16 protein-coding genes are annotated in these 15,071 nt (G+C 33.7%); 14 read left to right on the top strand and 2 right to left on the bottom strand.

The genetic code is table 11. The features are described 5' to 3' along the window. Nucleotides 1-36 precede the first annotated feature (36 nt). Nucleotides 37-1,314: a phosphoribosylamine--glycine ligase gene (purD, locus tag DZ60_RS0119755; RefSeq protein ID WP_025743749.1), complete on the top strand. Its 1,278-nt coding sequence runs from the start codon at nt 37-39 to the stop codon at nt 1,312-1,314. A 102-nt stretch (nt 1,315-1,416) separates the two neighbouring features. Here purD and DZ60_RS0119750 read toward each other — a convergent pair whose 3' ends face one another. Beyond that, entirely contained in the window at nt 1,417-1,647 is a 231-nt protein-coding gene (locus DZ60_RS0119750) for a DUF6341 family protein (RefSeq protein ID WP_025743748.1), read from the bottom strand. 126 nt (nt 1,648-1,773) lie between these two features. Here DZ60_RS0119750 and DZ60_RS0119745 point away from each other — a divergent pair, with 126 nt between their 5' ends. The 3 genes from DZ60_RS0119745 to DZ60_RS0119735 all read left to right on the top strand — a co-directional run bounded on the left by DZ60_RS0119745 (nt 1,774) and on the right by DZ60_RS0119735 (nt 4,623). Beyond that, nucleotides 1,774-2,694, top strand: coding sequence for a DUF6427 family protein (locus DZ60_RS0119745; RefSeq protein ID WP_152537478.1), 921 nt, complete (start codon nt 1,774-1,776; stop codon nt 2,692-2,694). 216 nt (nt 2,695-2,910) lie between these two features. Continuing rightward, nucleotides 2,911-3,522 (top strand): DUF4254 domain-containing protein, encoded by a 612-nt coding sequence (locus DZ60_RS0119740; protein ID WP_025743746.1) that lies wholly within the window; start codon nt 2,911-2,913, stop codon nt 3,520-3,522. 33 nt (nt 3,523-3,555) lie between these two features. Further along, on the top strand, nt 3,556-4,623 hold the full coding sequence (locus DZ60_RS0119735; protein ID WP_025743745.1) for a glycosyltransferase family 9 protein: 1,068 nt from the start codon (nt 3,556-3,558) through the stop codon (nt 4,621-4,623). Between the two features lie 87 nt (nt 4,624-4,710). Here DZ60_RS0119735 and DZ60_RS0119730 read toward each other — a convergent pair whose 3' ends face one another. Beyond that, a complete protein-coding gene (locus tag DZ60_RS0119730; RefSeq protein ID WP_025743744.1) occupies nt 4,711-5,766 on the bottom strand; it encodes a ferredoxin--NADP reductase in 1,056 nt (351 codons plus the stop codon). A gap of 260 nt (nt 5,767-6,026) precedes the next feature. On the opposite strand from DZ60_RS0119730, the gene porW reads away from it, so the two are divergent. The 10 genes from porW to atpG all read left to right on the top strand — a co-directional run bounded on the left by porW (nt 6,027) and on the right by atpG (nt 15,032). Beyond that, nucleotides 6,027-8,669, top strand: a complete 2,643-nt coding sequence (porW, locus tag DZ60_RS0119725) for a type IX secretion system periplasmic lipoprotein PorW/SprE (RefSeq protein WP_025743743.1) — start codon at nt 6,027-6,029, stop codon at nt 8,667-8,669. A gap of 28 nt (nt 8,670-8,697) precedes the next feature. Beyond that, nucleotides 8,698-9,132, top strand: coding sequence for a bactofilin family protein (locus tag DZ60_RS0119720; protein WP_025743742.1), 435 nt, complete (start codon nt 8,698-8,700; stop codon nt 9,130-9,132). Beyond that, on the top strand, nt 9,092-9,334 hold the full coding sequence (locus DZ60_RS24760; RefSeq protein WP_025743741.1) for an AtpZ/AtpI family protein: 243 nt from the start codon (nt 9,092-9,094) through the stop codon (nt 9,332-9,334). The genes DZ60_RS0119720 and DZ60_RS24760 overlap by 41 nt, the downstream gene beginning before the upstream one ends. Before the next feature lie 139 nt (nt 9,335-9,473). Beyond that, entirely contained in the window at nt 9,474-9,851 is a 378-nt protein-coding gene (locus DZ60_RS0119710) for a hypothetical protein (RefSeq protein WP_025743740.1), read from the top strand. Between the two features lie 122 nt (nt 9,852-9,973). Continuing rightward, complete coding sequence (gene atpB / locus DZ60_RS0119705) at nt 9,974-11,041, top strand: F0F1 ATP synthase subunit A (protein WP_025743739.1); 1,068 nt, start codon at nt 9,974-9,976, stop codon at nt 11,039-11,041. A 31-nt stretch (nt 11,042-11,072) separates the two neighbouring features. After that, complete coding sequence (atpE, locus tag DZ60_RS0119700) at nt 11,073-11,264, top strand: ATP synthase F0 subunit C (protein WP_025743738.1); 192 nt, start codon at nt 11,073-11,075, stop codon at nt 11,262-11,264. A gap of 98 nt (nt 11,265-11,362) precedes the next feature. Next, nucleotides 11,363-11,863 (top strand): F0F1 ATP synthase subunit B, encoded by a 501-nt coding sequence (locus DZ60_RS0119695; RefSeq protein WP_025743737.1) that lies wholly within the window; start codon nt 11,363-11,365, stop codon nt 11,861-11,863. 7 nt (nt 11,864-11,870) lie between these two features. Then, nucleotides 11,871-12,398, top strand: coding sequence for an ATP synthase F1 subunit delta (atpH, locus tag DZ60_RS0119690; protein WP_025743736.1), 528 nt, complete (start codon nt 11,871-11,873; stop codon nt 12,396-12,398). A 66-nt stretch (nt 12,399-12,464) separates the two neighbouring features. After that, the gene (gene atpA / locus DZ60_RS0119685; RefSeq protein WP_025743735.1) at nt 12,465-14,045 is read left to right on the top strand and encodes a F0F1 ATP synthase subunit alpha; all 1,581 of its coding nucleotides are present in this window, start codon (nt 12,465-12,467) and stop codon (nt 14,043-14,045) included. Between the two features lie 126 nt (nt 14,046-14,171). Continuing rightward, a complete protein-coding gene (gene atpG, locus DZ60_RS0119680) occupies nt 14,172-15,032 on the top strand; it encodes an ATP synthase F1 subunit gamma (RefSeq protein WP_025743734.1) in 861 nt (286 codons plus the stop codon). The last annotated feature ends 39 nt before the right edge of the window (nt 15,033-15,071 follow it).

Raw genomic sequence — 15,071 nt, 5'->3', positions numbered from 1 at the left:
CTATTTTTGAGGCCGTAAAAACACTTATAGCATATCATGAATATTTTAGTACTTGGATCCGGAGGAAGAGAACACACATTCGCTTATAAAATTACACAAAGTTCACTTTGCGATAACTTGTTTGTTGCCCCAGGTAACGCAGGAACAAGAGAAATAGCCACTAATATACCGATAGCAGTTACAGACTTTTCCGCTATTAAAAATTTAGTATTAGAAAAGAATATTGAAATGGTTGTAGTAGGGCCAGAAGATCCATTGGTTCAGGGTATTAGTGATTATTTTGCAAAAGATGAAGGTCTTAAGGATGTTGTTGTGATTGGACCTTCTCAGGAAGGAGCACGATTAGAAGGAAGTAAGGAGTATGCAAAAGAATTTTTATTTAGACATAATATACCTACAGCTGCATACCAAAGTTTTGATGCAGAGACTGTAAACGAAGGAAAGCAATTTTTAGAAACACTTAGCGCACCATATGTTTTGAAGGCAGATGGTCTTGCAGCGGGTAAAGGAGTTTTGATCCTTCAGAATCTCGAGGAAGCCAAGTTAGAACTCGAAAATATGCTTACCAATAAGAAATTTGGAGCGGCCAGTGAAAAAGTTGTTATAGAAGAGTTTCTGGATGGTATTGAGCTTAGTGTTTTCGTATTAACAGATGGTAAAAACTATGTAACACTACCAACCGCCAAAGATTATAAACGAATAGGAGAAGGAGATACAGGACTTAATACAGGAGGTATGGGAGCAATTTCACCTGTTCCTTTTGCTAATGATGCTTTTATGAAGAAGATAGAAGAGCAGATCATTAAACCTACAGTAGATGGCTTGGCAAAAGAAAATATAGACTATAAAGGTTTTATTTTTATTGGGCTTATCAAAGTAGGAAACGACCCTAAGGTTATTGAATACAATGTACGTATGGGAGACCCAGAAACAGAGGCGGTACTACCAAGAGTCAAAACTGATTTGGTAGAGTTATTTAATCATGTTGGTGCACAAACTTTGGATACCGTTCAATTAGAGCTTGATCCTAGAACCGCTACTACAGTAATGACAGTTTCTGGAGGATATCCCGAGGCTTATGAAAAAGGAAAAGAAATTAAAGGTTTAGACACAATTTCAGGTTCAGAATCTATTATTTTTCATGCAGGAACTACTGTAAATGGTGATAAAGTAGTAACTAATGGGGGTAGAGTAATTGCAATTACATCTTTTGATGAAGATTTTAAGGGTGCCTTAAAAAAGTCTTATAATAGTATAGAAAAAATGCACTTTGACAAAATGTATTATAGAAAAGATTTGGGATTCGATTTGTAATCTTTCTAATTCTGTGGTACAAAAAAAACTCTTACTAAAATTGTTTTTAGTAGGAGTTTTTTAATAGTATCTCTAAACTGAGAGTGTATTTTTAGGAGTTTTTTAATTCAAAAATGAATGTGCTTTAGGATCTCTATCCTCTTCATCATTATCATTAAATTTTTTAAGTTCCTTCATCCAATAAATAAATGCTAAGGAACCTACAATCATAAATATCCAATTTACCACATTTGCTGCAGTCCAGCTTTCTAATTCTAATGCTCTTAGCGCATCAAAAGGAGCAAATAATAAATCAACAAAAAAGGATTGGATTGCTTCAAAAAATTCTTTCATAATATATTCTATATTTCTTTTAGAAACTTCTAATGAGTTAAACTAAAAACTTTTTATAAATTGCTAATAATATATAATAATGGAAATACCAGAGTATTTTCCTTTGCAAAAATATAAAAAATACTAGTGTTATCAAGCTTTTTTAGTAAATCAAAACCTATTAATTACATTGTAGTGGCATTATACATGGCTATTTTGTTTTGTATAGCCTTTTACAAAAAAGGATTTACACTAGAAAACAGCCATATATTGATTACAATTGGCAGCATGTTGTTGTATATATTACCGATGAGAATGCTTAGTGCAGAAGTTCAAAGAAACGATCTCACACAGAAAGGAACATTTACAATATTATTATATGCTGTTATAACGGGGATGTTGCCATATTCCTTAATCAATTTTGATATTTTATTGTCTAGTATTTTTGTGCAATTGGCGGCACAAAACATAGTATATCTTAAAAATGAAAAGCATGTTAATCTCAAAATTCTTAACGCCTCTATATGCATAGGGCTGGCATCATTGGTCTGTTTTTGGAGCATTGGTTTCATGGGCTTGGTGTTTTTTGGGATACTTTACTTTGATCCCAAGAATTATAAAAATTGGATTATTCCTGTTATCGGGCTTACTTCTGTTTATGTCCTGGCGAATTGTTTTACCTTGTTATTTTATGACACTTTTTTCTCATTTTCTGGTTATATAGAGCCTGTTTCGTTTTCGTTCGACGCATATCTTATAAAAGATCGGCTTTTCTCTGTTGTAGTATGTGCTATTCTTATTGTATTCTTTTTTTCGGTGTATTTGGTTAAGTTTGGTAAAAAAACAGCCAGTACTAAGCCGGTGCTGAATGTTATCATAGCTTACTTTATTTTTGCAATTGCAGTCGGGCTTATTGCTCCAGAAAAAAATACTTCAGAGTTGTTTTTCATTTCTACCCCATTAGCCATAATAGGGACTACCTATTTAGAGATGCAGTATAACCAGTTTGCCAAAGAAATTAATATTTGGATATTTATACTAATTCCTTTTACACTGGTGTTTTTTTAATACAAATATCTGTATTCCAGAATTATATTGATTATTACCTGAGATTTCTTTTACTATTACAAAATATGATACCTTTGTATCTGCCGAAAATAGAATTCAAAACCTTTTTTAGTTAAAGGGAGTTGGAGTACTATTATATGTATGATAATGCACATACTGAGAGTACCGGTAGAAACAAAATAGGAAACACGCATTTTAGATAAAATAACAATAGAAATGTTTACCAATAAAGCAAACTCAATTTTTAGAGAAGTCATAGAAAAGTACCATATTATTGACACTGTAGATCAAGAATTTTCTAACCCTTATGATAGTAAGTCACAAGCCATAGAGCATTTATTATATAGAAAGTGCTGGATAGATACGGTGCAATGGCATTATGAAGATATTATTCGTGATCCACAGATTGATCCAGTAGCAGCACTAACATTAAAAAGGAAAATAGATGCTTCTAATCAGGACCGCACTGATATGGTAGAGTACATAGATAGTTACTTTTTAGAAAAGTATAGCAATGTAACACCAAAAAAAGGAGCTACAATAAATACAGAAAGTCCGGCATGGGGAGTGGATAGGTTGTCTATTTTGGCACTTAAAGTTTACCATATGCATGTAGAAACTGTAAGAGAAAATGCTACGGCAGATCATAAGAATGCTTGTCAAAAAAAATTAGATATACTTTTAGAACAACGAGTTGATTTATCGACAGCAATCGATACTTTATTAAAGGATATTGAGGAAGGAGATAAATACATGAAAGTCTATAAACAGATGAAAATGTATAATGATGACGAGCTTAACCCTGTTTTGAGAGCAGAAAAATCCTAATAAGCGAATTTTTTCATATTTATTAATACACCTATGTCAAATATTGATAAGGTCGATGTAGAGAAAAAATCAACTCATATTCTGGTTATCAGGTTATCAGCAATGGGTGATATTGCGATGACCGTTCCTGTTATTCGCACTTTTAGGGCGACATATCCCGATGTTAAGATTACTATACTTACAAGAAAGTTTTTTGAACCTATATTCTCTGATATCGAACATGTAAATGTGTTTCATGCCGACGTTGATGGAGCTCATAAAGGATTTCTAGGTCTAATTCGATTGGCCAATGCCCTAAAAAAGTTAGAAATAACGGCTGTGGCTGATATGCATAATGTGCTACGATCGAATGTTTTAAAGACAGTATTTTCTTTATCAGGTATAAAAGTAGTTCAAATTAATAAAGGTAGAAAAGAGAAAAAATCATTAACAAGACCAGAGAATAAAGTATTTAGATCGCTAAAAACTACACATCAGAGATATGCTGATGTTTTCTCAGGATTAGGATACCCATTAGATTTGTCTAAACATGAGTTTCCTGTAAAAAAGTCATTGACTCAAGGTGTTTTAACGTTAACTCAAAACTCTGTAAAAAAATGGTTAGGTATTGCTCCATTTGCTCAATATGATAGCAAGACATACCCATTAGAATTAATTATTGAGGTAATAGAAACAATAGATGCTACAAATACTGTAGAGATTTTTCTTTTCGGAGGAGGTAAAAAAGAAGAGGATATTTTACATATGGTATCTAGTAAATATCAAAATGTGACTAATATTGCTGGCAAATTACCCTTTGCAGATGAATTGACACTAATAAGTAATCTAGACGGTATGCTGTCTATGGATAGTGGCAACGGACATTTAGCCGCGATGTATGGGATACCTACTATTACGTTATGGGGCGTAACACACCCTTTTACAGGATTTGCGCCTTTTAATCAGCCATTAGAAAATGCTATTCTGCCTGATTTAGAGAGATATAGTCAGATTCCCACATCAATATATGGTAATAAAGTACCCTCTGGATATGAAAAAGTGATGTATACCATCGCTCCGAAACATGTGGTGAGTCAGATTAAGAAGTTATTGAATATTTGAATCACAAAAACAATAAAAAAGAGTTTTGTGTTTTCAGCAAATTGCGGTTAATACTAAATAATTCAATTATTAACACATTAGCTTTATCTATACATCATCAAAATCTACGGTCACAACAGATGAAGTAGGATGTGCTTGACACGCAAGTACAAGCCCCTCTGCTATTTCTGAATCTGTAAGAATACTGTTTTTTTCCATAACAGCAGTACCATTTTTTATTCTACAAATGCATGAGCTACATACACCTCCTTGACATGAGTAAGGGGCGTCAATGTCCTCTTCTAATGTAGCATCTAATATCGTTTTTTTCTGATCCATAAGAAAATTAAACTCTTCATCATCAACAACTACAGTAATTGTAGATTTGCCTTCGAGATTAGAAACAGTTTCATTTGAGGAATCACTACTACTTGTAAATAACTCAAAATGAATTTTTTCTTTTTGGATATTATTTTCAATTAGCACTTCGGTTACGGTTGTAATCATTTCTTCGGGCCCACAGAGATAAAAGGCATCGAAAGAAACATCTTTGAATTTGTTTTTTGAGATATAATTAATGGTAGGTTTTTCTATTCTTCCAAAATGCGCACCTTCTTGATCAGTTCTACTATAGAAAAGTTCTAGAAAAAAGCGATCTGGGTATTGATCTTTTAGTGATAGAAGCTCTTTTAGAAAAATAGTTTCTTCGGGAGTTTTATTACCATAAACAAGTACAAATTTACCATTAGGTGTAGATTCTAATACAGATTTGATCATGCTAAGAATAGGGGTGATTCCGCTTCCTGCAGCAAATGCACAGTACGTATTACTTAACTCAGAATTTTGGTGTAATAAAAAATTACCCTCGGGAGTATGCACATCAAGTTGGTCGCCAACTTTTAGTTCGTTATTAGCAATAACAGAAAAAGTTCCGTCTTTAATTTCTTTAACAGCGACAGTCAACTGATTACTCTTAGGAGTGCTACAAATTGAATAAGCTCTTCGAATTTCTTTTTCGTTGACTTGGGTCTTGATGGTGATATACTGACCTGAAATAAATGAGTATGCTTCTTTTAAGTTCGCCGGAATTTCGAAGGTTATAGATACTGCTTTAGCTGTCTCACGTATAATATTTGCTATAGTGAGTGTATTAAAATCTGACATTACTTTTTTTTGCAAAAGTAATAAATGCAACAAAAGCAAATGTATTTTAAGGTAAAATTATTGACAAAATCCTATGAATCAATTAAGTTGTTGATAACTCTACTTAGGATACTAAAAATCACGAGCCCAAGGAGAATTTTTTGTTAATAACCTTTTTTTTGGATAAAGAAATGTATTTTTACCACATACATCATATTTTTGTATAAAAAATACACTAAAAAGATTTTTTTTTAGTTATCACTCGTAATAAATCATTTGGTTTGGGAAGAAAAATATCACAGGTTACTCTTGTGTTGCTTTTGGCTACTATTGGACTTGCTTGTTCTCGTAAGAAAAACAAGTTTGTAAATCGCGCATGGCATGATGTCACAACCAAAAATAACACTTTATACAACGGTAGGTTAGCTTTTGATAGTGGTCAGGAAGAGCTTATAGACTCCTATAAGGATAATTTCTGGGAATTACTACCGATAGAACGTATGATTGTGAGCGAAGATGTGAGGCTGCCTAACGAAGTATTGAACCAGAATTTTGACAGAGCAGAAGAAAAAGCTGTAAAATCTATCCAGAAGCATAGTATGCTAATTGATGGGAAAGAGCGTAATCCTAAAATCGATGAGGCATTTTTATTATTAGGGAAAGCACGATATTTTGAACAACGTTTTGTTCCCGCTTTAGAGGCTTTTAATTATATACTCTATAAATATCCCGCAAGTAACACAATTAATCATGCCAAAGTGTGGAAGGCTAAAACCAACCTTCGTCTAGATAATAATGAAAAGGCTATTGAAGATCTCAATAGAATGATAGAACAGGAGGTTATGACACCTCAGGAGTATGCAGATGCTGCCGCAATGATTGCGCAAGCATGTATAAATCTTAAACTAAAAGATTCTGCGGTTACCTATATTAATAAAGCTGCCATTCATACGAGAAAAAACGAAGAAAAAGGACGATATTTCTATATAAAAGGACAATTGTTAAATGAACTTGGACGAAAGGATAGTGCTAATTATGCATTTGATCAAGTTATAGACCTTAACAGGCGTACTCCGAGAAGATATATGATGAATGCCTATATGGCCAAAGCTAGAAATTTTGACTACGAAAGTGGTAATATAGAAGAATTTTTAGAACTATTAACAGATCTAGAAGAGAATAGAGAAAACAGGCCATTTCTAGATATGATATATAATCAAATAGCGGTTTATCATAAAACAAATGATTCTATTGATTTGGCAGTAGACTATTACAATAAATCATTGCGAACTAACTCAGAAGATAAGTATTTAGAATCTCTCAATTATTATACATTAGGTGATATAAGTTTTGATAGAAAAGAATATGCTAATTCAGGAGCGTATTATGATAGTACGCTTCAGCGTATGGTTGTAGATTCAAAAAGATATAGAGTTTTAAAGAAAAAACGTGATAATCTTGAGGATGTAATTTTGTATGAAGGTATAGCAACAGTAAATGATAGTATTCTTACTGTATATGCCATGTCTCCCGAAGAAAGAATAGCGTACTACAAAGAGTATACAGATAAGTTAAAAGCCAAGGCAATAATAGCAGAGAGAGCAGCTGAAATTGCTCGTATAAAGGGAGAGTTGCCAACAGAACAGAGGTTTAGACAACCAGGAGCTGGCATAGGAACAACTTCTAGAGGACCTAACAACTCTAGTGAAGGCACTTTTTATTTTTATAATCAAACAACAGTTGCTTTTGGTAAGACTGTTTTTAAAAGAACTTTTGGGAATAGAGAATTACAGGATAACTGGAGAGTTTCTAGTATTTCTAACCCAAGCGCAGCTCCAAAAGAAGAAAAAGAGAAAGAAGAGAAATATTCAATAGACACTGACCCAACATTTGATCCTCAAACATATATTTCTCAATTACCAACAGATCCTGCGATCATTGATAGCTTGCAAACAGATAGAAATTTTGCATACTATCAATTAGGAGTTGTTTATAAAGAAAAGTTTCAGGAATATGGGTTGGCAATAGATAAGTTTGAGAATCTATTAAGCAGTAACCCAGAGGAAAGATTAATAATTCCGACAAAATATAATCTGTATAAAATTTATTTGGCACAAGGAAATACGACAAAGTCAAATGCGTACAAACAAGATATTATTAATAATCATACGACATCAAGATATGCTAAGATTCTTCAAAACCCTGATCAAGCATTAGAAGATGATAAAAATAGTCCCAATGCTATGTATAATCAATTATACAAAGATTTTGGGGATCAAAAATATGCAGAAGTTATTAAACGAAGCGATGAGCTGATTACCAAATTTGGAGGCGAAGGAGAATTTTTACCAAAATTTGAGTTGTTAAAAGCTCAGGCAATAGGCAGATATAGAGGTTTTGAAGCATACAAAGAAGCACTTAACTATGTGGCCCTTAATTACCCACAAAGTCCAGAAGGAAAAAAGGCACAGTTGATTTATCAAGTAACAATTCCTCAAATACAAGAAAAAACCTTCTTAACAGGCTTAGAAGAAGAAAAAAATCATAAATTGATGTATGTTTTTTCGACTTTTGGTAATAATCAGGCTCAAGGTCTAAAAGAGCACATAGAAAATATTATCAAAGAGCTTCGTTATGAGAAAATGAAAGTCTCTCTTGATGTTTATGATAAAGATCAGCAAATTGTTGTTGTTCATACCAGAAGAACAAAACTAGAAGCAGAAGGATTTGGAGAGTTACTATCATTGGGTAAAACAGAAGATACCCGAGGTGTTGACCTTACTAAATGGAATAGAAAAAAGAAATATTTTGATAAAGTAGACCATGCTTTTTTAACAATTGCGTCGCCTAATTACAGAATTATTCAAATTCATAAAAATATTGAAGAATACCAACCCCCAGAAGTAGAGTTAGAATCAGAATAATAATTTAATCCCCCTTTAATTATATACTATGTTTTCAGACAATAAAAAAGGCAGAGATCAGAGCAATACAGCTGATTTCTCACGCAATCAGAACAAAATCTCTGAGGGAACAAAAATCGTAGGTGATGTTGTTTCTGAAGGTGGTTTTAGAATAGAAGGAACAATAGAAGGAACATTCAAAACTACGGGTAAGGTAGTCGTAGGAAAATCAGGCTATATACAAGGAACTTTAGAATGTTCTGATGCTGATTTTGAAGGTAAGTTTTCAGGAACTCTTACAGTGTCTAATACACTATCCCTTAAACCAACTGCACATATAGAAGGTGAAGTAAGTGTAGGTAAGCTAGCAGTAGAACCAGGAGCAAACTTTAATGCATCATGCTCTATGAAAGGCGGAAGCATCAAATCTATAAGCAAACCTATTGGACAAAAAACAGGACAACCACAAGGGCAAACAGCTTAGAAAATATGCCGCATTATCTGGAATAGCATTTCAGATGGGAGCGACTATATTTCTATGTGCCTACGCCGGGAAAAAACTTGATGCCCATTATCAGCTAGAAAAACAATGGTTCACTATGGGCTTTGTGCTTTTTGGAATGGTAACCTCAATATACGTGGTAATTAAACAATTAGACCGTATTAATAATAAGTCTAATCGATGAATCCCAATTAAGATAGTGTTTGTTTTTCTTCAAATTTGTTTGCACAATGCTAAAAGTACATACCATTTTTGGTTTTATAGATTCTTTAGTGGATACAAGCAATCCGCGATAAGGATTTGCAAAAGAGGTTTTTGTAAGAATGATTAAAGAAATAGTTCGTTTTTTGTTTTTGTGTAGTATCGTTTTGGTCGTAGGATACTTTATACATAGTGTTGTGGTAAAGTATTTGACACCGACTAAGGATTTTTTCATTATCAATTTTTCGTATGTATTTAATGGTGTTTTTAGTTGTCTATTAACAATTATCATTGTGGTACTCAGGGAAAAATTCAAAGATCAGGTGGGTTTTATTTTTATGGCAGGAAGTCTGGTTAAACTGGGACTTTTTCTTGTAATTAGTAGGGTAGCCGATTTAGAAATTCATAAAAGTGTTTTTCTCGACTTCTTTATTGCATATGTCATTTGTCTGATATTAGAAGTGTATTGGGTTTCAAGAATTTTAAAAGATTATAAATAATTGAAATTCAATATTTTAAACTGAAATTAATAATCTCAAACTTATTTCGGAAAAAAGGTGTAAGAATCTAACATAATTATGTACATTTGCACCCAAATTTAGGAACCGAAATTTTACGCGTAATGCAAAAACGTACTATTGTTAAATTTTTATTGATTGTTACTCTGGTGTTTACGAATACCATTTTATTCGCAAAAGAGTCAAAAACAGAGGCAAAAGGAGATTTAAAAACAGAAATCAAAGAGTTTATAGATCATCACCTTCAGGATTCACATGATTTTACGTTATTTTCTGATAAAGAAACAGGAAAGCATTACGGATTTCCGCTTCCTGTGATTCTTTGGGATGGAGGCTTAAAAGTTTTTTCTTCTTCAAAATTCCATCATGGAGAAACCGTTGCTGAGGTGGATGGAAATTACTACAAATTGTACCACTCTAAAATATACAAAACAGATGCCGAGGGGACGATCAATTATGACGATCACCACCATGCAACAAATGATAAGCCACTAGATTTTTCAATTACTAAAAATGTAATGACAATATTTTTTATAGGTGTGCTAATGTTTTTTATGTTTAGAAGCTTGGCTAAATCATATAAAAAGAATAATGGTATACCGACAGGGATTGGTCGTTTTTTAGAGCCACTTGTTCTTTTTGTTAGAGACGAAATTGCTATCCCTAATATAGGAGAAAAGAAATACAAGAAGTACATGAGCTTTCTGCTAACAACGTTCTTCTTTATATGGTTGTTAAATTTGTTAGGAATGACTCCTCTGGGAGTAAATGTTACGGGTAACATTGCTGTTACATTTGCACTGGCATTAATTACATTTTTAATTACAAATTTAACGGCAAATAAAAACTACTGGGGTCATATCTTTTGGATGCCCGGTGTACCTACTTTTATGAAAGTAGTATTAGCGCCTATTGAGTTATTAGGTGTTTTTATCAAGCCTTTCTCATTAATGATTCGTTTATACGCTAATATGACTGCAGGTCACGTAGTAATAATGAGTATTGTAGGAATGATATTTTTATTTAAAAGTTGGATTGGTAGTCCATTATCATTTGGACTAGCATTTGCGTTATCAATATTAGAATTATTGGTAGCTGCATTACAAGCATATATATTTACGATGTTGTCTGCGCTGTATTTTGGTATGGCTAATGAAGAGGCACATCACTAATTTTTGAACGTTTAATTTTAATTATATAGTTATGACTATCCCAAACATTGTTGGAGCAGGTTTAATAGTAATTGGTGCTGGTTTAGGTATCGGTAGAATTGGTGGACAAGCGATGGAAGCTATCGCACGTCAACCAGAAGCTTCTGGTAAGATCCAAACAGCTATGCTTATTGCTGCCGCTCTTATTGAAGGTATTGGATTTGCTGCATTATTTGCATCTTAATTCATTATGACAGATAACAACAACTGCAACGGTTGGTTGTAGTTGTTGTTTAATATTTTTTAAAATTAAACCATAAAAAAGAATAACATACATTAATTATGGAGAAGTTAATAAATGATTTTTCGTTCGGTCTGTTTTTTTGGCAGATATTACTTTTTGTTGGACTTGTATTACTACTAAGAAAATTTGCATGGAAACCTATTCTTGATGCTGTTAATAGTAGAGAAGAAGGAATTAAAAATGCATTAGAGTCTGCAGAAGAAGCTAGAAAAGAAATGCAGAACCTACAATCTGATAATGAGAGAATTTTAAATGAAGCAAGAGCTCAGAGAGATGGAATGCTTAAAGAAGCAAAGGAGCTTAAAGAAAATATAATTGCAGAGGCAAAAGCAGAAGCTCAAGCAGAAGCTGATAAAGTAGTTGCACAAGCACAAGCAACAATAGCAAGTGAGAAAAAGGCTGCAATTGCAGAAGTAAAAACACAAGTAGCAGGCCTTTCTATTGAGATCGCAGAAAAAATAGTACGAAAAGAATTGTCTGACAATGGTAAGCAACTAGAATTGGTTGAGTCTATGTTGGGAGAAGTTACTTTAAACTAAGAAGTAAATGAGTAGAGCAGCAATACGTTATGCAAAAGCAGTTTTGAGTTTAGCTCAGGACAACAAGACTACTTCGGCCATTCAGGAAGATATGCAAAGTATTATCGCTACGGTAGATGGTAGTGCCGAACTCAAAATGGTGTTAAGTAGCCCATTGATTAAAAGTGAAGTCAAATTAGCTTCTTTGAAAGAAATATTCAAAAATGTTGGAGAAGGTACTCAAAAACTATTTGAAGTTTTGATCGCAAACAAAAGAATAGATCTATTGCCTAATGTAGCAAAACAATATACGATTTTGTTTGATCAGTTACATAATACACAGGTAGCCAAGGTTACAACTGCGGTTCCAATAAACGAAGCTTTGAGTACTATGGTGATGGCCAAAGTCAAAGAGCTTACAGGTAATGAAGCAACAATAGAAAATAGTGTTGATGAAAGTATTATCGGGGGATTTATTCTTCGAGTGGGAGACTTGCAGTATAATGCAAGTATTGCACATAAATTAACACATTTAAAAAGAGAATTAAGTAATTAATAATTACCTAATAATATAAATTTAATAATAAGAGGCTACTAATTTGGTCTTACAAACTATTATAAAATGGCAGAAGTGAATCCTGCTGAAGTTTCAGCAATATTAAAACAACAGTTATCTGGATTTGAAGCATCAGCTTCATTAGAAGAAGTAGGTACAGTACTACAGATCGGAGATGGTATCGCCAGAGTATATGGCTTGGCTAATGCTCAATATGGAGAATTAGTACAGTTCGAATCTGGATTAGAAGGTATCGTATTGAACCTCGAAGAGGATAACGTTGGGGTAGTACTATTAGGTTCTTCAACAGAAGTGAAAGAAGGTGCAACAGTAAAACGTACACAACGTATTGCATCTATCAATGTAGGAGAAGGAATCGTTGGTCGTGTGGTAGATACTTTAGGTACTCCAATCGATGGTAAAGGTGCGATAGAAGGTGAAACTTTCGAAATGCCATTAGAGCGTAAAGCTCCTGGAGTAGTTTTTCGTCAACCAGTAACAGAACCATTACAAACGGGTATTAAATCTATAGATGCCATGGTGCCTGTAGGTAGAGGACAACGTGAGTTGGTAATTGGTGACCGTCAAACTGGTAAAACTACCGTATGTATAGATACGATACTTAATCAAAAAGAATTTTTTGACGCAGGAGAACCAGTATATTGTATATACGTTGCTATTGGTCAAAAAGCGTCTACGGTAGCAGGAATTGCTAAAGTATTAGAAGATAAAGGTGCAATGGCATATACAACTATTGTTGCTGCTAATGCTTCTGATCCTGCTCCTATGCAAGTATATGCTCCGTTTGCAGGTGCTGCTATCGGAGAATATTTTAGAGATACGGGACGTCCTGCATTAATCATCTATGATGATTTATCTAAACAGGCAGTTGCATATCGTGAGGTATCTCTTTTATTACGTCGTCCACCGGGTCGTGAGGCGTATCCAGGAGATGTATTCTATCTTCACTCTAGATTATTAGAGCGTGCAGCAAAAGTAATTGCTGATGATACTATTGCAAAAGATATGAATGACCTTCCTGAGTCATTAAAGTCAAAAGTAAAAGGAGGAGGATCGTTAACTGCATTGCCAATTATCGAAACACAAGCAGGAGATGTATCTGCATATATCCCTACAAACGTAATTTCGATTACAGATGGTCAAATATTTTTAACTTCAGATTTATTTAACTCTGGTGTTCGTCCGGCAATTAATGTAGGTATATCTGTATCTCGTGTAGGAGGATCTGCTCAGATTAAATCAATGAAGAAGGTAGCAGGTACACTTAAGTTAGATCAAGCACAGTTCCGTGAACTAGAAGCATTTGCTAAGTTTGGTTCTGATCTTGATGCAGCAACATTAAATGTAATTGAGAAAGGAAAGCGTAATGTTGAAATTCTTAAGCAAGCTCAAAATGATCCATATACAGTAGAAGATCAGATTGCAATTATTTACGCAGGGTCTAAGAATCTACTAAGAGATGTTCCTGTAAATAAAATAAAGGAATTTGAAGGTGATTTCATAGAGTACCTTAATGCAAAGCATAGAGATACCCTAGACACACTTAAAGCTGGAAAATTAACTGATGAAGTAACAGATGTGCTACTGTCAGCTTGTAAAGAGATTTCAGCGAAATATAAAAATTAGCATTTAGTACAGCTTACTGAGAAATTAACTTCTCAGTAAGCTGTACTTTATAAAGTTTAATATTAGATAGGTGTTGATTTAGATAGTATTTTTTTACTAACTACTCAATGCTCAATACTAAGAAAAATGGCAAACTTAAAAGAATTACGTAGTAGAATTACCTCTGTCTCTTCGACGATGCAAATTACCAGTGCCATGAAAATGGTATCTGCTGCAAAGTTGAATAAAGCACAGATGGCAATTACTGCAATGCGTCCTTATGCAGATAAACTTACAGAGTTATTGCAAAACTTGAGCGCTTCATTAGAAGGAGATAGTGCAAGTGTTTATTCAGAACAAAGAGAAGTCAATAAGGTACTTGTAGTTGCTATAGCCTCAAATCGTGGTTTGGCAGGCGCATTTAACTCTAATATAGTTAAAGGGGTTAGAGAACTGTACGAAAACGTATACGCTGGTAAACAGGTAGAATTTGTTACTATTGGTAAAAAAGTAAATGATATCGTTTCTAAAACGCATACAGTTATTGCTAATAAGAATGAAGTATTTGATGATCTTACATTTGCCAATGTTTCAGCTATTGCTGAAGAGTTAATGCAATTGTTTACTAATGGATCTTATGATAAGATTGTGGTCGTGTACAATAAATTTAGAAATGCGGCTTCTCAAGATGTAACTACAGAACAATTTTTGCCGATTGTTCCTGTAGAAAGTGACACAAATGTTAGCCTTGATTATATCTTTGAACCATCTAAGGAGGAAATTGTTGAGCAGCTGATACCAAAATCACTCAAAACACAATTGTATAAGGCAATTAGAGATTCTTTTGCATCAGAACACGGCGCACGTATGACTGCCATGCATAAAGCTACAGATAATGCTACAGAACTTAGGGATTCACTTAAGTTATCTTATAACAAAGCAAGACAGGCTTCTATTACTAATGAAATCTTAGAAATAGTTGGTGGTGCTGAGGCACTGAATAATTAAAAAAATCTTGTTTTTGTGACGTCCTGAATAATCGTTACA

Origin of the sequence: Aquimarina pacifica, from assembly GCF_000520955.1 — a bacterium.
Taxonomy (GTDB): Bacteria; Bacteroidota; Bacteroidia; order Flavobacteriales; family Flavobacteriaceae; genus Aquimarina; species Aquimarina pacifica.
This window is presented reverse-complemented; position numbering and strand designations above follow the sequence as displayed.